The organism is Fructilactobacillus sp. X2R5C2, from assembly GCF_059901375.1.
The window spans coordinates 317,248-335,622 of record NZ_JBWXUX010000002.1 but is presented as its reverse complement, the minus strand read 5'-3'; the positions used below and the strand labels follow the sequence as shown (position 1 = coordinate 335,622).

At 35.7% G+C, this 18,375-nt stretch carries 17 protein-coding genes and 2 tRNA genes; 16 read left to right on the top strand and 3 right to left on the bottom strand.

The window, feature by feature from the left end:
- Positions 1 to 6: 6 nt before the first annotated feature.
- Both AC6UD2_RS04275 and AC6UD2_RS04270 read left to right on the top strand, forming a co-directional pair.
- Complete coding sequence (locus AC6UD2_RS04275; RefSeq protein ID WP_500698125.1) at positions 7 to 636, top strand: hypothetical protein; 630 nt, start codon at positions 7 to 9, stop codon at positions 634 to 636.
- On the top strand, positions 636 to 1,136 hold the full coding sequence (locus tag AC6UD2_RS04270; RefSeq protein WP_010021706.1) for a phosphatidylglycerophosphatase A family protein: 501 nt from the start codon (positions 636 to 638) through the stop codon (positions 1,134 to 1,136). Before AC6UD2_RS04275 ends, AC6UD2_RS04270 begins: the two co-directional genes overlap by 1 nt.
- A 33-nt stretch (positions 1,137 to 1,169) precedes the next feature.
- Here the strand turns inward: AC6UD2_RS04270 and AC6UD2_RS04265 are convergent, their stop codons facing one another.
- Entirely contained in the window at positions 1,170 to 1,397 is a 228-nt protein-coding gene (locus AC6UD2_RS04265) for an SH3 domain-containing protein (RefSeq protein WP_500698124.1), read from the bottom strand.
- A 565-nt stretch (positions 1,398 to 1,962) separates the two neighbouring features.
- On the opposite strand from AC6UD2_RS04265, the gene AC6UD2_RS04260 reads away from it, so the two are divergent.
- The 3 genes from AC6UD2_RS04260 (at position 1,963) to AC6UD2_RS04250 (ending at position 3,807) form a co-directional block, all read left to right on the top strand.
- The gene (locus tag AC6UD2_RS04260) at positions 1,963 to 2,199 is read left to right on the top strand and encodes a hypothetical protein (RefSeq protein WP_039143860.1); all 237 of its coding nucleotides are present in this window, start codon (positions 1,963 to 1,965) and stop codon (positions 2,197 to 2,199) included.
- A 316-nt stretch (positions 2,200 to 2,515) separates the two neighbouring features.
- Positions 2,516 to 2,674: a hypothetical protein gene (locus AC6UD2_RS04255; RefSeq protein WP_500698123.1), complete on the top strand. Its 159-nt coding sequence runs from the start codon at positions 2,516 to 2,518 to the stop codon at positions 2,672 to 2,674.
- A gap of 287 nt (positions 2,675 to 2,961) precedes the next feature.
- Positions 2,962 to 3,807, top strand: coding sequence for a glycosyltransferase family 8 protein (locus AC6UD2_RS04250; RefSeq protein WP_500698122.1), 846 nt, complete (start codon positions 2,962 to 2,964; stop codon positions 3,805 to 3,807).
- 297 nt (positions 3,808 to 4,104) lie between these two features.
- Here the strand turns inward: AC6UD2_RS04250 and AC6UD2_RS04245 are convergent.
- Positions 4,105 to 4,188: transfer RNA gene (locus tag AC6UD2_RS04245), tRNA-Leu, on the bottom strand.
- 131 nt (positions 4,189 to 4,319) lie between these two features.
- On the opposite strand from AC6UD2_RS04245, the gene AC6UD2_RS04240 reads away from it, so the two are divergent.
- The 4 genes from AC6UD2_RS04240 to AC6UD2_RS04225 all read left to right on the top strand — a co-directional run bounded on the left by AC6UD2_RS04240 (position 4,320) and on the right by AC6UD2_RS04225 (position 8,506).
- Positions 4,320 to 4,778: a MarR family winged helix-turn-helix transcriptional regulator gene (locus AC6UD2_RS04240; RefSeq protein WP_010021627.1), complete on the top strand. Its 459-nt coding sequence runs from the start codon at positions 4,320 to 4,322 to the stop codon at positions 4,776 to 4,778.
- Between the two features lie 207 nt (positions 4,779 to 4,985).
- Entirely contained in the window at positions 4,986 to 6,533 is a 1,548-nt protein-coding gene (locus AC6UD2_RS04235; RefSeq protein ID WP_500698121.1) for a UDP-N-acetylmuramoyl-L-alanyl-D-glutamate--2,6-diaminopimelate ligase, read from the top strand.
- A complete protein-coding gene (locus AC6UD2_RS04230) occupies positions 6,523 to 7,779 on the top strand; it encodes a carboxylate--amine ligase (protein ID WP_500698120.1) in 1,257 nt (418 codons plus the stop codon). Before AC6UD2_RS04235 ends, AC6UD2_RS04230 begins: the two co-directional genes overlap by 11 nt.
- A gap of 4 nt (positions 7,780 to 7,783) precedes the next feature.
- Positions 7,784 to 8,506 carry an aspartate/glutamate racemase family protein gene (locus AC6UD2_RS04225; RefSeq protein WP_500698119.1) on the top strand — a complete coding sequence of 241 codons (723 nt, stop codon included), beginning with the start codon at positions 7,784 to 7,786 and terminating at the stop codon, positions 8,504 to 8,506.
- A gap of 15 nt (positions 8,507 to 8,521) precedes the next feature.
- On the opposite strand, the gene AC6UD2_RS04220 is transcribed toward AC6UD2_RS04225, so the two are convergent.
- Positions 8,522 to 8,857 carry a DUF1516 family protein gene (locus AC6UD2_RS04220; RefSeq protein WP_010021621.1) on the bottom strand — a complete coding sequence of 112 codons (336 nt, stop codon included), beginning with the start codon at positions 8,855 to 8,857 and terminating at the stop codon, positions 8,522 to 8,524.
- Positions 8,858 to 8,949: 92 nt separating this feature from the next.
- Between AC6UD2_RS04220 and AC6UD2_RS04215 the strand changes: the two genes are divergently transcribed.
- The 7 genes from AC6UD2_RS04215 (at position 8,950) to AC6UD2_RS04185 (ending at position 18,358) form a co-directional block, all read left to right on the top strand.
- Positions 8,950 to 9,020, top strand: a tRNA-Gly gene (locus AC6UD2_RS04215).
- Between the two features lie 223 nt (positions 9,021 to 9,243).
- The gene (argS, locus tag AC6UD2_RS04210; RefSeq protein ID WP_500698118.1) at positions 9,244 to 10,935 is read left to right on the top strand and encodes an arginine--tRNA ligase; all 1,692 of its coding nucleotides are present in this window, start codon (positions 9,244 to 9,246) and stop codon (positions 10,933 to 10,935) included.
- A gap of 104 nt (positions 10,936 to 11,039) precedes the next feature.
- The gene (locus AC6UD2_RS04205) at positions 11,040 to 13,157 is read left to right on the top strand and encodes a transglycosylase domain-containing protein (protein WP_500698117.1); all 2,118 of its coding nucleotides are present in this window, start codon (positions 11,040 to 11,042) and stop codon (positions 13,155 to 13,157) included.
- 53 nt (positions 13,158 to 13,210) lie between these two features.
- Positions 13,211 to 13,558, top strand: coding sequence for a YlbF family regulator (locus AC6UD2_RS04200; protein ID WP_010021616.1), 348 nt, complete (start codon positions 13,211 to 13,213; stop codon positions 13,556 to 13,558).
- A gap of 59 nt (positions 13,559 to 13,617) precedes the next feature.
- Entirely contained in the window at positions 13,618 to 14,829 is a 1,212-nt protein-coding gene (locus AC6UD2_RS04195; RefSeq protein ID WP_500698116.1) for a metallophosphoesterase family protein, read from the top strand.
- On the top strand, positions 14,819 to 17,383 hold the full coding sequence (locus AC6UD2_RS04190; RefSeq protein WP_500698115.1) for an AAA family ATPase: 2,565 nt from the start codon (positions 14,819 to 14,821) through the stop codon (positions 17,381 to 17,383). Before AC6UD2_RS04195 ends, AC6UD2_RS04190 begins: the two co-directional genes overlap by 11 nt.
- 15 nt (positions 17,384 to 17,398) lie before the next feature.
- The gene (locus tag AC6UD2_RS04185; protein WP_500698114.1) at positions 17,399 to 18,358 is read left to right on the top strand and encodes a 3'-5' exoribonuclease YhaM family protein; all 960 of its coding nucleotides are present in this window, start codon (positions 17,399 to 17,401) and stop codon (positions 18,356 to 18,358) included.
- Positions 18,359 to 18,375 lie beyond the last annotated feature (17 nt).

Genomic DNA, 18,375 nt, shown 5'->3' with positions numbered 1-18,375 from the left:
TAAAAAATGAATATATCTGAATTTGCTTATTTTAATCAGTTAAAAAATCAATTGGCCAACACCCATGAAGAATTAGAAGAGCGAAAGCAACATTATTTAAGCTGGGTCACCGATTTGGATCAATTAAAAAATGATTATGATGTTAATACTATTGATGAACTAGCCAGTGTCTTGAACAATGGTGATGACGATCAGAAGACTGATGATATCAAGAATGCCTTAATTAACAATGATGAAAATTATTTATTGAGTAATATGAAAATGTTAAATAATACCGATTTTCAGAAATGTCAGTCGTTAAAAGAACAAGTTCAAGAACTTAATCACGAATTGACGGAAGTTGAAAGATTTTATAAGAATAGTGCTATTCCGATAATTGATAAGATGAAAAAGAGTAAAATGGTAGAAGTTACGGAAATATCAAGTTCAAAAAATAGCAGTGATACGATTCTTCACTTTAACTTTTTATCAGATTTTACTCATTTTCAAGAGTTTTTTAGTAAAGAATTGTATGTCGATAAAATTATCAAGGATCATCTGCGTAAGCAAGAAGTAATTTCTATGATGATTTCCGAGGATAACTATCCAAATGAATATGATATGACCCGAATTGAAGATACGGAGGAAGATAATTAATGGTAGATCGAAGAGATTATAAATATCCTGATACTCAAGCGTATGACTTTGTGGTTAAACGATTGAATGAGCATGGGGTAACAATTAAAGATATCGCAAAAATTGCGGTGGATTTGCAACGAAAATATTCAAATGTTCCTGATTTAGATTATGTATGTGGAATTGTCAATGACATTCTGCATAAAAGGGAAGTTTTAAATAATGCCATGGTGGGACTAGAGCTTGATCGATTAGCTCAAGCAGGCGAGTTAGAAGAACCACTAGAGAGTATCGTCTCACACGACTTGGGAGTGTTTGGAGTTGATGAAACTTTGGCACTTGGAATTGCTTCTATTTATGGAACAATTGGTGTGACTAACTATGGTGAAATTGATACCAATAAAAATGGGATTGTAAAAGAATTGGATACTAATGGTCAGTTGGTTAATACATTTATTGATGATATTGTAGGAGCCCTTGCTGGAGCAGCCGCTGCCAAAATTGCACATGATAATGCTTAAAAAAAGATCCTCACTATTTGGTGAGGATCTTTTTTATTTTGCTTTTTTTACGGCTTTGATGCACTTGGAATCAAATCTAAACTCATCATGAATACTGGTTGACTCACCAACATCATGTTTAACCACCTTTAACCAGTCATCCTGGTTATCACCCATTCCAGTTGGGTTAACAAAGGTAACCTCAACTAAATCACCGACTTCGTAAGGTAAGTCTTTATCATATTCCACTAAATTATATGTTTCGTAAGCTTTTGTTTTCATAGTTTTCCCTCCATGAACTAATTATAGCAAACTATCCAAGAATCTTTTAAAATTACGTCACCATGCAGGAAAAACTAAATAGTTAGATTGCTTCGAATACATGATAATAATTATTATATTATAAGTAAAAATTAGATTGAAAATAAATTTAAATGCTGGTATAAAAGGATTTATAATTATAAGTTATAAAGTTAAAGACGTTATTGTCGTTGCTTTTAATAAAGTTTATAATCTAAAACGAGAAGTAAGCAGTAAGAGTTTCATAGTGAAATATTGAATGTTGAGATTAAACAACGAGACAGTTTAGTTAGAGTTTGTGTAGGAGCTAACTCTAACTAAGATATTACGGGGTGTGAGAAGCCTTTTATATCAGATGTTATGACTCATTAATGGTGAAGACAACCGTTTAGTGGGAGCACTATGTCTTATTAGAAATTTGAATTTAAAACAATTATGCGAATTTATTCGTATATTTCAATATGATGAATACTCTGAAATACCATTAAGGTCACGCTACTTCGTAGTGTGACCTCTTTTTTTATTGTGGGAAAGGAGGTGAGTCATAATGAAGGAGTTTAAGCTAGTAGTTCCAAGTACAGATCGTAGTGTTCAACTTAATGGAAGAACAATTTACTATTACAGTATTGGAAATGAGAACAACTACTCAGTCGTTTTTCCATATGATGCTGAGTATTTGAATTTACCTCATGGTAATATTGTTTTTCGCTCGATCACAGACGACTACTCTGGCAGAGCCACAGATGGTAGTTCGTACCATGCTACTATTCGTCTAAACGACTAGTTATGATGGGGGAGACAGAAGATTATTCTTCTGTCTCTTACATAGACTCCGATAATTTTTATTGATGTGGTAATGATTTAATTAAAGTTTCTGTGGACTAATTAAGATTATGTAAATCCACTAATATAGGTTCAAGAGAACCAAAAAATGAAGAGATAATAATGTTAATTATTATCTCTTTTTGTGTAATTATGATATCTTTTTCACATATCAAGGCATAAATGTTGACTTGGCGGCATTTATGGCATATTTTATAAGTGTAACGAAATATATCAAAGTGGGACGATTCAATGAAAAAGCGATTAAGAGAGCCATAATGATTAGTGTAGGAGTAGCACTTCTTGGCTTTCAGTTAGTTAGCTATTCAGTTGATCATATGGAAACTACATACGCGGCGTCAGTAAACACTAAGGCGTCTATGACATCACAAGCAAAACCAGAATTAGCTAAATTATCGTACGATTATGGCACATAGGTCAGAATGGATTAAACAATTTAGACAAATTTTACGTTACTAAAATGGATAGATTGTCCGCTTTCATGAATGGTGAACGTAACCTTCACCAAATTAAGTTAGGTGATAAGACAATCTTAAAAACTCCAAATACAGTTAGTATGGTAAATGTGTCGTTGTTAGAAACAGATAGAGTAAAACGATTTAATACCTAAATCAAGCGCATTTTTAATCGATAATGCTTGTTTAGGTATACAAAAACATTTTAAGTAATGTTTGCAAATAATTTTTTGAAGGGAATGATGTGTATGATTACAATTGCATCTACTACTGATAACAATATGGCGATTCCGCTTGCGGTTAATTATTCGTCAATATTGAACAATAATAAAGATTCCGACTTTGAATTTTATGTCGTTGATGATCATTTAAGTTCTGATAGCGTTGATTTGTTAAAATCACTAGCCAAAGTCTATGATAATTGTAAGTCGATTAACTTTCTTAAACCCAACACCGCAGCATATAAGGGTGCTAACGTGACATCTCCAGATAGTGCTATTAAAGAAAACACTTATTATCGAATTGAGCTTCCTGAAGAAATTCACAGGCCAAGAATTCTCTATCTGGATGCTGATATGACGTGTGTTGGTAATATTTCAGATCTTTGGAACGCTGATCTAGATGGAAACATTGTTGGAGCAGTGGAAGATTCTGGATACGTTGATCGTTTAAAAGAAATGCATGTTAGTGATGAACCAGGCCAGTATTTTAATGCTGGATTGTTATTAATCGATACCAAAGCTTGGAATGATAATGATACTTCTGAAAAAGTAAGAAAATTGGCACTTGATAAGCCTGAAATGTTGAAGTACCAAGATCAAGATGCTCTTAATGCCATTTTTAATGGCCATTGGAAGAAGCTTGATCCTAAGTATAATTTGCAAAGTCACTTGGTTAAGGGTGAGAGTGGATTAAACCCAATCCCTGAACGTCGAGCAGCTGAAGCAAAGGCACTTAAGAATCCTGTAATTGTTCATTACACTAATTTCGAGAAACCATGGATTATTAAAAATAATCGCCTTCATCCGTTGCGTGATTACTATTATCAAGCAAAGAATAAGTTAATTTATGACTTAGGTGATTATATTAATTAAGATATGTAAGAAGGGCAGACGTTATGTCTGCTCTTTTTTTGTGCAAGCATTAATCAATTAGGTTAAAAGTTTATCTAAGGAATGGACTACTCAAGATGATTTGAATAGATTTTCTGAAATAATCAAAAAGAGATTTGAAGAAAACAACAAAAAAGACGTTACTAATTAATTTTGGTAACGTCTTTATTATGGTCACAAAATGGTCACAATTAATTCATATTTATTACTTTTTATTCCCATCGATATATCCAAAACGTTGATTTAATAGGGAATAGATAGTAGCAAAAAAGCCAAAAATGCCCGAGATGAGATTCGAACTCATACTCAGTAAACTGAACAGCGACCTGAACGCTGCGCGTCTGCCAATTCCGCCACTCGGGCAATTACTACTTTTCAATCATACAATAAAAATATCATAAAATAAACACTTAATTTCTATGTATCCTTGTATTTGTTATTTAGTTGTGTAAAATATAAAATAGTACAAGAGTTTTTAGAAAGAAGAGATTATTATGGTTGAACCACGTAAGATTGAAAGCCAGCTGTGCTTTGGAATCTATAATACAAGTAAAAAGTTTAGTCGGTACTACCAAATCGTCTTATCTCAATTTAATTTAACTTATCCCCAGTACATTACCATGTTGGTACTTTGGGAGCATGCACCAATGACCGTTCGTGAGCTTGGCTCATATCTCGATCTTGATAGTGGAACGTTGACGCCGCTACTAAAACGCCTTGAAAAACAAGGATGGGTTACCAGAACTAGAAGTCATAAAGATGAACGTGTAGTTATCGTTGATACTACCGATTATGCAAAGGAACAACGCGATAAAGTATATGAACACGTCAATCAGTGCTTTTCCGTCTTAGACATGAGTCAAGAAGATATCCAAAAGTGCTTAAAGATGGTTAATGCCGTCGGCGATCGTTTGGATAATGTTAGTGAACAAAAATTAAAAGATGTCGAGTAATTAAAGCATTTCGTTTAGATTAGATTTATCTAATCTGAATGGAATGTTTTTTATTATATTAATTTATGATTTCATTAGTTGTTTTGAATTAGTCATTGGCTTGTTATTTTGGTAGAATTATCTAAGAGTAAATGAATTTAAAATTAAAATCTAAACGAATTGTTTAGATTTCCATTACAAAAATTAATGGGATGGAGCTGAATTTTTTTGTCACTAAGCATTCAAGAAATTAAAAACATTCTTCGCGAACATGATTTGCTGAAGTCAATTAATCAAGTTAGCGATCATAACTTTGATTACGTTAGTTATGATTCGCGAGATATTAAACCCAATACGTTATTCTTTGGAAAAGGGAATTTTAAGCCAGAGTTTGTTACTAAAGCTAAAGATGCTGGTGCAACAGGCATTGTGTGTGAAAAACATTTATCTGAAAGTAATGGAATGAATGAAATCCTGGTTACTAACATTCAAATGGCAATGTCACTAATTTCTGCCGTTTTCTTTAACTATCCACAAGATGATTTGTTTATTATTGCTTTTACAGGTACGAAAGGGAAGACCACCTCGTCTTATTTCACAAGAGATGCCATTGAAAAAGCAACTGGTGATCGAACGGCATTGTTTTCAACCATTAACACGGTAGTGGGCAATAAACCAGATCAAACTTTTAAGTCTCATTTAACTACACCTGAGTCATTAGATGTGTTTAAGAATATGCGGGCAGCTGTCGATAATGGCATGAAATATCTAATTATGGAAGTTTCTTCACAAGCTTACCTTAAGAATCGAGTCTATGGATTAAAATATAATGTAGGAAACTTTCTTAACATTTCACCTGATCATATCGGGGAAAATGAGCATCCCACGTTTGCTAATTATTTACACTGTAAGGAACAACTATTGGTTAATTCCCATACGTGTATCTTAAATGCTGATTCGGATCATTTAGTTGATATTTACTACGCAGCTAAAACTACCACTGATCCGGAAAACATTTATTTATTTGGTAAAAAGGGAACTACGCCACAAATTGAAGTTGATTTGGACTTTGTTTATGAATCAATTTCGGACAGTCTAACCGATAATGATATTCAGTTGAACTCAGTTTCTGAAAAAGCAAAGAAGTTAGGATTGGATGGAAATTATCGAATCGGTATTCCCGGAGATTATAATGAATCGAACGCAACAGCATCAATTATTTCAGCGGGACTTGCCGGATTTAAACGTGGTGACATGATAGACGGATTGGCGAGTGCTCGGATTCCAGGTAGGATGGAGATTTTTAAATCCAAAAATCATGGAAATGTTCACGTCGATTATGCGCATAATTATGCTAGTATGAATGCATTATTAGGATTTTTAAAGCGTCAAGATCCCAATGGAAAAGTGATCGTAGTGGTTGGAAGCCCGGGTAATAAGGGAATTGATCGCAGAAAGGGGTTTGGTAAAGCCCTTACTCAAAATGCTGATGTTGCCTTTTTAACCACTGATGATCCAGCTTATGAAGATCCAATGAAAATTGCAAAAGAAATTGATAACCATATCGATCATGATAAGGTTGATGTTCATTTTGAAATGGACCGTGAAAAGGCTATTAAAGACGCCATTAATTTTGGTAAAACTGGTGATATTATCGTAGTTGCTGGAAAGGGTCGCGATCCTTATCAAAAGATTAACGGTGTTGACACACCTTATCCTACTGATTCAGTTATCGTGGAAGATTACTTGGAGGATTTAAACAGTAATGACAAATGAAAATGTTCCAAATTTCACTCCCGTTCTTTTAGGAAGTGACTTTAATGTATACGGAATGGCACGTTCTTTCTACGAATTATATGGGAAGCGTGTTAAGGCCTACGCTCAGGAACGACTTGCACCTACTAGGTTTACCAAGATTGTGGACCTTACTTTCATACCAGGCTTTAGTGAAGATCCAGTCTGGTTTGAAGAAATGAAAAAATTAAAGCAAAAGTACGCTAGTCATAAAGAACCAGTGATTTTAATTGGTTGTGGTGATGGGTATGCTGAACTAATCTCAAAACACAAAAAGGATTTAGAAGATGTCTTTGTATGTCCATACGTGGATTATTCACTGATAAAACAACTGAATAGTAAAGAAAACTTTTATAAAATGTGTGACAAGTATGGGATGCCATATCCCGGTACCAAGATTATTTCTAAAAATAATTTTGAAAAGGATAACTTTGCTCAACCTTTTGATTATCCGATTGCACTCAAACCAACTAACAGTGTGGAGTGGTTGGACATTCACTTTGAAGGTAGAAAAAAAGCCTTCACCATTAAAAGTGAGGATGAATATCGGGATATTGTTGGAAAGATTTATAATAATGGCTATACTTCGGATTTGATCGTTCAAGATTTTATCCCTGGTGATGACAGTAACATGCGGGTCTTAAACGCCTATGTTGATAAGAATCATCACGTTAAGATGATGTGCTTGGGTCACCCACTTTTGGAAGATCCAGCTCCATCAGCAATTGGTAATTATGTCACGATTATTCCCGACTTTGATCAACGTATTTATGATCAAATTCAAAAGTTTTTGGAATCAATCAATTTCACTGGTTATGCTAATTTTGATATGAAGTATGACGTGCGTGATGATACCTATAAGTTATTTGAAATTAATTTACGTCAGGGTCGAAGTAGCTTTTTTGTGACTCTAAATGGGTATAATTTAGCTCAGTGGGTTGTTCGTGATTACGTGCAGGATAATTTAGCTAATGATCAAACCGTTTATGCGAATAAGGATCCGAAAAATTACTATTTGTGGCTAGGAGTTCCTAATCGCGTCTTTAAAAAATACGCCAAGAAGAATGATGATAAAGAAAAAGCGGAAGAATTGATTCGAAAAGGCCAGTGGGGGACTACGTTCTGGTATAAAAAGGACGAAAACTTTATGCGTTGGCTTCTAATGAAGTGGATGGATCATAATTACGCAAAGAACTTTAAAAAGTATTTTCACATAAATAAGGAATAAGCGAATGAAAAAATTTTTTACAATCATTGGAGGGATGGGTACCCAAGCCACTGAAAGTTATGTGCATTTGTTAAATAAGCGTACCCCAGCTCACAATGATCAAGACTATCTAAACTATATACTAGTTAATCATGCAACTGTCCCTGATCGGACTGCTTATATTACTGATCCAGAAAATAATCCAAGTCCATTACCACCACTTGAAGAAGACATTCAACAGCAAAGTAAATTGGGCCCAGAATTTTTTGCGTTACCATGTAATACTGCTCATTATTTTTATGATCAGTTGCAAAGTGTAACTGATGTTCCTATTTTGCATATGCCAAGGCTGGCAGTAGGTGCTATTGCTAAAAAGTTTCCTCATGCAAGAAAAGTAGGCTTGATTGCCACTAAGGGGACACTTAAAGACAAAGTCTATGATAAAGAAATTGCAGACGCTGGTTACGAAATTGTTCATCCCACCGATGAAATTGCTGATGAAACAATGGATTTGATCTATAATGGTGTTAAAGAGCAAGATTACGTTGACCCTAAATTGTATCATCATATTTTGAACCAAATGGTAAATGAACTTGGTAGTGATGTAGTTATTTTGGGTTGCACAGAAATTTCCGTGGCCGAGGAACGAGCTGGAAACCATGACTATCCGGTAATCGATGCGCAGTCTGAATTAGTTGATGAATCAATCCGTCTTGCCGAAAAAATGCAAAAAAATAAAGCATCCTAACAATGGGATGCTTTTTTATTGGATAAAGAAAAGTAATCCAACAGAAGCCAAAATTGAAATTAACGTTAGTAAAATAATATACGTTTTTAAGTTCCCTTGAATTTTTCTTTGATAGCAAATGTCAATGAAAGAAATGGCCACGATGGTCATGACAAAGCTTAAAAAGACCAGGTAACGGTGTTCATTGAAATGGTTAATGGTGAAGATTACTTCGGCAATCAACAAGAGAATGTAAAAAGCTCGTGTGTAAATGACACCCTTGATGATCTGCTTGTCTTGTTTGCGTGTGATTCCAATTGTTAATGAGATTAATAAAAGAATCCATAAGAAAGTAATTATGTAAATTAACATGATATTTGTCCCTCCAAACAAAGTTTATCATAAGGCACCATGGAAGTTTTGATGACAATTGATATAATTCATGATACAATTATTTATGTATTGCGGGTGTAGTTTAGTGGTAAAATTTAAGCTTCCCAAGCTTACGTCGCGGGTTCGATTCCCGTCACCCGCTTTTGGGAAGCTACCAATGATGAAAGTGTAGTAGCCGTGATGGTTTTAAAGCAAGTCTAAGTTGATGTGAGTTAGACAAACGATGATGGTGAAGGCGTCCTTTCTAGGTATATAAGTTAATAATAAGTGGGTATTTCCAAATAGAGTGGTACCGCGGGTAATCTCGTCTCTTACATTAATTGAATTAGTGTAAGAGACTTTTTTTATTTATGAGGAGGAGAATTATGGATTATAGACAACAAGTTGCTGATGCAGTTGCAGATTCGATTAACAACCAAATTTCAACCAATGATATTTATGGAAAGATTGAAAAACCAAAGACACCTGAGAATGGGGACCTTGCCTTTCCAGCATTTATTTTAGCAAAAGAGTTGCATAAGGCTCCTCAAATGATCGCACAAGATATTGTAAACAATATCGATGGGAGTCAGTTTGATAAAGTAGTTGCTGTTGGTCCCTACGTTAATTTCTTCTTGGACAAAGGGAAAGTAAGTAAACAAGTTATGTCAGATATTTTGACTGACAAGGAACACTATGGTGATAACTATGATGGTAAGGATCAGACGGTTACCATTGATATGTCATCTCCTAACATTGCTAAACCCATGTCAATGGGACACTTACGTTCTACTGTCATTGGTAATTCAATTTCTGAAATTCTAAAGAAAAATGGATATAAGACAGTTAAAGATAATCATCTAGGAGACTGGGGAACCCAATTTGGTAAGCTAATTACGGCCTACCTGAAGTGGGGAAATGAGGATAATGTCAAGTGTGACCCAATTCATTATCTGGTTCAGTACTACGTTAAGTTTCATAAGGAAGATCAAAAAGATCCCGAATTAGACGAAGAAGCACGAGAATGGTTTAAGAAGCTTGAAGATGGTGATCCTGAAGCCACTAAATTGTGGAAATGGTTTAGAGACGTGTCTCTTAAAGCCTTTAATAATACCTATAAGACACTTGGGGTTAGTTTTGATACTTATAACGGTGAATCATTTTATAACGATAAAATGGATGAAGTCGTTGATATTCTTAAAAAGGACGGATTACTTCAGGAATCTCAAGGAGCTCAAGTCGTTGATTTAAGTGATGATAACTTGAATCCTGCCTTGATCCTTAAAAGTGATGGGGCATCCCTTTACATCACCCGGGATATTGCGACCGCGTTATACCGTGAACGGACATATCATCCCGTTATGAATCTCTATGTAGTTGGTTCTGAGCAGACTAATTATTTCCATCAGTTAAAAGCGGTGTTAAAGAAGATGGGAGTAGAAAATGCGGACGGAGTTCATCATATTCCGTTTGGATTAATTACGGTCAATGGTAAGAAACTTTCGACTCGTCGGGGTAACATCATTCTGCTTAATCAAGTTTTGGACGATTCAATTGCAATGGCTAAACAACAAATTGCTGAAAAGAACCCCGACCTGCCAAACAAGGATGAAGTAGCCAAACAAGTTGGTGTCGGTGCTATTATCTTTGGTGACCTTAAGAGTGAACGAATCAATAGTATTGATTTTGTTCTTGAAGATCAATTGAAATTTGAGGGTGAGACTGGGCCATACGTTCAGTATGCTCACGCACGTTCAGAAAGTATTTTAAGAAAATCAGGCAAAAAAGAATTAAATGAGTCAGCTAACGAATTAACTGATGAGGGTGCCTGGGAAGTTATCAAATTGCTTCAAGCTTTTCCAGAGGTAGTTAAGCAAGCTCGCAATGAATTTGAGCCTTCTGATGTTGCGAAGTATTCTCTGAGATTGGCGAAGGCATTTAACAAATACTACGCTCATTCTAAGATTTTGGCTGATGATGATGAACAAGATGCTCGTTTAGACCTAGTAAAAAGTGTAGCAATCGTTTTAAAGGAATCGTTAAGATTGTTGGGGATTGAAGCTCCAGATCAAATGTAATAAAGGGGATGGATGTCAATCGATGTCCATCCTTTATCTTTTAAAATCCATTAATGTCCATGTGGTACAATAGCAATTAATGATAAAAGGAGATTTGGACTTTTATGGATAACAACAGCAAACACAAGTCAATATTTAAAAAGATTTGGGGTTACTTCAGAAGGTTCTGGCGACGATTTCAAATCACAAAATGGATTATTGTAATTGTTTTATTCATTGCCCTAGTTTTAAGTAGTTATTTAACAATTGTGGCAAAAACTTCGCACGTTCGTGATTTACAGTCGAATTTATCAAAATCTACTGTAATTTATGATTCTCATCATCATGAAGCTGGCAAGTTATACGCACAAAAGGGTACTTATGTTCAGATGAATAAAATTTCGCAGAATATTCCCAATGCGATTCTTTCAACGGAAGACCGTAACTTTTATAAAGAACATGGTTATTCAGTGAGTGGCTATGGACGAGCCATTTTACTAGCCGTAAAGAATAAAGTCATGGGTCGAGATTACATTAGCGGTGGTGGAAGTACGCTGTCACAACAATTAGCTAAGAATACATTTCTTTCGCAACAACAAACATTGACCCGAAAATTAAAAGAATTGTTTATCTCCATTGAAATTGAAAATGTTTACTCAAAGAATCAAATTTTAACAATGTATATGAACAATGCGTACTTTGGTAATGGAGTGTATGGGGTGGAAGATGCCTCTAAACGTTACTTTGGTCAATCAGCTCAAGACTTACCGGTTCAGGATGCTGCGGTACTTGCGGGGATGTTATCAAACCCTAGCAATAATCCAATTGATCATCCTGAGGCAGCTCGACAAAGAAGAAACGTCGTCCTTGAGTTGATGGCAAAGAATCATAAGATTACGAATTCAGAGGCTAAGAAGTATCAAGCAATGCCACTGAATACCAGGAATTCTTATCGATCAACCAATGGCTACAAGTATCCGTATTACTTTGATGCGGTAATTAACGAAGCCATTTCGAAGTATGGGTTAACTGAATCTGACATTATGAATCACGGATACAAGATATATACCAATCTTAATCAGCAGCAACAACAAAGTTTTCAAACTGATTTTAAAAATCCTAGTCTTTTTCCTAATGATGCAGCCGACGGAACCAAGGTTCAAGCTGCTTCAGTGGCCTTAAATCCTAAAGATGGCGGAGTTCAGGCCGTGGTTGGTGGACGTGGAAAGACCGTGTTCCGTGGGTATAATCGTGCGACAGATATTAAACGTCAACCTGGTTCAACCATGAAACCACTTGCGGTTTACACGCCGGCGCTCGAAAATGGCTATTACTATGATTCTGAACTTCAAAATGAGAAGAAATCATATGGAGCTAATCATTACACTCCACACAATTATAATGATGTTTACACCGGGAAAGTACCAATGTATCAAGCACTGGCTCAAAGTATGAATGCACCTGCAGTGTGGTTACTAAACAAAATTGGTGTTGATAAGGGTTACGATTCGGTTAAGAAATTCAATTTACCAGTTACAGATAAAGACAAAAACTTAGCCTTAGCACTTGGTGGGCTCTCAAACGGGGTTTCGCCACAGCAAATGGCAGGTGCCTACACTGCCTTCGCGAATAAGGGACGCATTTCACAGCCCTTCTACATTACTAAGATTGTTGATTCGACGGGTAAGACCGTGGTTGATAATGAGCATCCAAGTTCAAAACAAATTATGTCTGAATCGACAGCTCGTCAGATGACCAGTATGATGCTTGGCGTCTTTGATAATGGTACTGGGGTTGACGCCAAACCGAATGGTTATCAAGTTGCTGGTAAAACCGGAAGTACTGAGGCCGATAACACTCCAGATTCTGATGCCACTAAAGATAAATGGATTGTCGGTTATACACCGAACGTGGTTGTGGCAACTTGGGAAGGATTTGATAGTACCAATTCGACTCACCATTTAGAGAATCTAACTGGGACTGACGTTGGGCCACTTTATAAAACCCAAATGCAACAAATTTTACCGTACACTAACAATACTCAGTTTGGGGTTCAAGATGCTCAGACGGTTGCACGTGACGGTGATAACACTAATAATGACAATCATGATTCCAAATTATTTAAGGGAATTACTAATGATACTGGTAAAGTTGTAAAGGGAATTGTTAAAGAAGGAGCCAGTGGAATTAAAAAAGGCGCTGGAGAAGTTATTAGTGGAGCAAAGGCTTTACTAGGACGATAGCTTTACGTATGTTAAAATGTGTATTGTAACAACATTTAAGGAGGTAAGGAATTATGGCAGAAAATGATGTAATGAAAGATGCACAAACTTTACAAGATGCATTAGTAAAGACTGATGAGTTCAAAGAACTCCAAGCAACATATGATGAGTTAAAGAAGGATCAGGATGCCTTCAAGACATTTAAGGACTTTCAAACTAACCAAAATGAATTAAGACAAAAACAAATGGCTGGTCAACAAATTTCGCAAGATGACATGAAAAAAGCTCAAGAACTTGCTAATAAGATGAACAGTCTTGATATCATCAAAAAATTGATGGGTAAAGAAAAAGCAATGGGTAAAGTTATTGATGATGCTAATATGTTAATTACTAAGCCTTTGCGTGATATGTACGAAGCTTAATTAATCATTAATCGGAGCGCCCATTGGTGCTCCGATTTTTTTGTATGGGAGAAATTATAATGAAGTTTATTCATGCTGCAGATTTACATTTGGATAGTCCATTTTTAGGAATAAAAGAGGATACTACTACTCCCAGTGAGTTGTGGAAAATCCTACATAAAGCTCCATTTGATTCTTTTAGGAAAATTGTTGATGATGCTATTGATGAAAATGCTGATTTCGTTTTGCTAGTAGGCGATCTCTTTGATGGGAGTCACCAGAGTGTAAAGGCTATTAGTTTCCTAATTGAACAGTTAAATCGATTAGATGAACATCAGATTCCCGTTCTTCTTTCTTTTGGTAATCACGATTATCAAAGTGAAGGGGCCAAAGATTTCGCCTTTCCCAAAAATGTTTACGTATTTCCTAAAGAGGTAACAACTCATACTTTAACGCTTAAGGACGGTAAAACCGTCGCGGTTACGGGCTTTAGTTATGCGACTCGTAATATTGTAAACGACATGATTTCTGAATTTCCAGAACGTTCCGATGCGGATTACCAGATTGGAATGGTCCATGGAGCGATTAAAAGTGGCACAGATTCACAGTATGCGCCATTTACTATTAACGAAATGGAAAATTTAGGATATGATTATTGGGCACTGGGACATATTCATAAACGGCAACAACTAGATGATCATCCCTTAATTGAATATCCTGGAAACATTCAAGGGCGTCATAAAAATGAAGCTGGTGAAAAGGGATATCTTCTTGTCACTGATGGTACTGATGGCAACTTACAAGTGCATTTTGAGCCTACTTGTCCCATGGTGTGGTCAGCATTAACAATGAAATTAGATGGTAATGAGACTGAAGAAGGAATTGTTAATCGTATTATTGACAACATTGAGTCACAAAATTTTTCGAAGCTTCATTTGTTGGATGTAAAATTAAATTTTGTTGATGATGGAACAATCTCATCAGATGATTTACTAGATCGAATTAAAGAAAAGTTGCAGTATGATTTTGAAAATCTTCATGCCTGGGTCTATGAAATTGATGTGGTTGAAAATGCGGAAATGAAGTTTAATGATCTTGACCAAGAATTTTGGGATGAGACTAAGCATGAAGTATATAATGATGAAAATATTAAGAGTTTAGCCAAGAAATTATTTAAGCACTCTTATATTCGCGATAATTTTTCAAGTGATGATGCCATTATCAAGTTACTTGATGAGAGTATGAATTTAATTACTAATAAAACGAAGGGAAACGTGGAAGATGAGGATTAAAAAAGTTGAAGTATCTGGCTTTGGAAAACTTCATAATCTAACACTTGATTTTCATGAATTTCAAGTGATTTATGGGAGAAACGAAGCTGGAAAAACAACCCTCTTGAATTTCATTAAAGATGTTTTATTTGGCTTTCGAGATAGTCGGAGTAAACGGGATTTTACCCCGAAGGATGATTATAAGATGGGTGGTCGTTTAATTGTCGAGCAAGACGGAACGACCTACATTATTCAGAGAAATGAAGGAAAAAACGGCGGAAAACTGACGATTTTCGATGAAGATGAAAATCAGTTACCGGATGGAATCTTGGATCGGATTTTAGGACCGATTAATCGTGATTCTTATGATAATTTGTTTTATTTTGGAAACGTCAGTTTAAATGATATTTCTCGCTTAAATAAAGAAGAACTTTCTAAACGAATTCAGCGTGTCGGAGTAGTTGGAATTGACAGTTGGATCGATTTAGAGAATGAAAACCAAGAAAATGGTGGGAAGATTTATAAGCCAACTGGTAAAAAGCCGGAGTTAAATCAATTACTAGTTGAAAGGGAAAGATTAAACGCCAAGGTTCATGAAGCAAGTAATGAATACCCAAAATATCGTGAACTAACGATTCAAGCAAAGAAGGATGAAGCAAAGAAGCGTCAAAATCGAATTCATCGTAATGAGTTATCTCAGCAACTGAGTCTGGTTGATCAAGATTTATCTAGTTGGGATAAATATGATCAACTAAAACACCTTCAAAACGATGACTTGGATATCAAACAAGGCTTTGCGGAAAGTGATTTTGAAAAGTTTCAGGATATCCAAAATAAGCTTGCTAATATTCAATCTGAAGTTCAGGATGATGAGCAAAAAATTGATCGATTTAAAAGTCAACATCGTGAATCAAATGACGATTTACAATTTTATAATGATAATGCTGATTTAATTCGGAGTTTAGAAATAGAACTTGATGGTCAAATTCAACAAGTAAGCCGGATTGAAAGACTGGATCATGATATTAAAAGTGCTCAGGTCCGTTTGTCTGAGGATGAACCTGATGCGGGTGGCAGCGAAAGTGTTCCATTTGATGATGATGAAATTGATCAAATCAATCATCTTATGAATGAATATCAAGATGTCAAAGAACAAATGGATTATTATGCCCAATCTAGCTCCACTACTGGTAATGGAGATAATACTTTATCACTAGTTGTGGGTGCTACTGGTCTAGTACTTATTGGGATCGGAATCTTTATGGGTGGATTAGCCATTCCGATTTTAGTTGTAATTGGGTTATTATGCATGGGTTTTGGCCTTTATCGTTATGTGCAGAAATCCAAACAACCAGTTGAAAATAAGGATGAAAAAAATAATTACTTTCAGACTAAGCTGGAGCAAATTGACCAAATGCTAGATCAGATGGGGGAGAAACATCATATTGAAAATATCCCTTATAATCAGTGGAATGACTCCCTGCAAAAGGCAATGAGACGACGTGATTCGGATCGTGATCATTTACGTGATTTTGTGCAATCCCAAAAGACTATGAATGAGAGGGTAGAAAGTTATCTAGATCGATGGAATTTTGCGGCAAGTAGAACGGGTTTGAGTGATTATGATAGCGAAATGGTGTCTTTAAACAAAATTAAACAGTTTCTTTCAAACGTTAGGGACCAAAAAAGAAAGTCTGAACAAATTAATCATGAGCTCAGTTATTTAACGTCAAATGCTGATACCCATCGAGCACAAATGAAGGATGTTAATGGTAGGTTGAATCGTTTCTTAAGAGAACGTGATGTTACAAACGGTACTGAATTCAAGAAAGAGTATGATGAGCAACGAAATACAAATGAGAAAAGCAAACGAAAAGAGGAGTTAGAATACTCACTGGATCAAGCTCTTATTGAAAGACTGCAAAAGTATGACAATATTGATCAATTGAAGAATGTTAGGCATGATCTTCAGGAACAAATCGATCAACTGGATTCTGATTTTGCTGACCAATCAGACCAGGTTGCTCAATTAAACGTTCAGATTAAAAATATGGAAAGGGATGGAACACTCGATTCATTAACTCAGGAGTTAGCAAGCATGGATACTAAGGTTAACGAGTTAGTTGAGAAATGGCTAGTTTACCGATTAACCAACCAGTGGATTGAAAAAGTTCTTGATGCTGCAAGTAGTGGGCGAATTCCAAAGGTCAGAAAAGATGCTGCTAAGTTCTTTAAGACCTTAACCGATGGTCATTACAAGAAGATTGATTACAATAAGAAGAGTATTTCAGTCCTAAGTGATGATGGTATCAAATTTAAAGTGGAAGAGTTGTCAAAGGGAACGATGCAACAGTTGTATCTCTCACTTGTTTTTGCGTTAACATTAGCATTTAGTGATGAATATCCGATGCCAATTATGATTGATGATGGGTTTGTTGACTTTGATCATTTTCGAACCGATAAAGCCATCGGCCTGATGAGAGAACTAGCTAAAAGCACACAGGTAGTTTATTTTACGGCCGATGATCGAATTAGAAGTGACGTAAATGATGAGAACTTAATTGAATTAAAATAGTGGAGGTGGAGTCAAATGAGCAAAAAATTAAAAGAATATCAATTGGATGAAGACATCGATGCTTTTGTATTGATCAAATCAGCCGATGCTCGAATTGCGAAAAACGGGAAACAATTTATTTCCTTTGTATTTGAAGATAATTCGGGAGAAATTGGTGGAAAATTGTGGGGTGCTAGTAACGATGATGTAAAAGCATTCAAATCTGGACAGGTTGTTCATATTAATGGGAAACGGGAAGCTTATCAAGGAAGTCCCCAGATTAAGATTAATCATATTCGTCAAACTGAAACTGGTGAACCCAATGATCCCAGTAGTTTTATGCAGCATGCTCAGATGACTCGTTCCGAAATGGAAGAATACATTAGTCAAACTATTTTTGAAATCATTAATCCAACGTGGAATCGAATTGTTCGAACCCTACTTAAAAAACATCAAGATGAGTTTTTCACTTATCCAGCAGCTAAAACTAATCATCATGCTTATGCTGGTGGATTGGCGTTTCATACGATTTCGATTTTAAAATTAGCTAAAGGAGTTGCTAAATTATATCCGCAGGTAAATCCATCGCTTCTTTATGCGGGAGCAATCTTGCATGATTTAGGCAAAACAACCGAGTTATCTGGCCCAGTGGCCACATCTTATACTAGTGAGGGAGACTTACTGGGACATATTAGTATTATTGATGGTGAAATTGTCGAGGCAGCCGATCAGTTAAAGATTAATCAACATTCTGAAGATTTACTTCTTTTGAGACACATGGTTTTATCGCATCATGGTATCAAAGAATATGGATCACCAGTGACGCCAGAACTATTGGAAGCTCAAATTTTACACGATTTAGATGATTTGGATGCTTCCATTAACATGATTACTGGTGCTTTAAACGACACAGAATCTGGATCGTTTAGCAAACGAATTTTTGGAATGGATCGAAATAAATTCTATAAACCTGAGAGTAAAGAAAAAGGTGAGTAACTTAAGTTACTCACCTT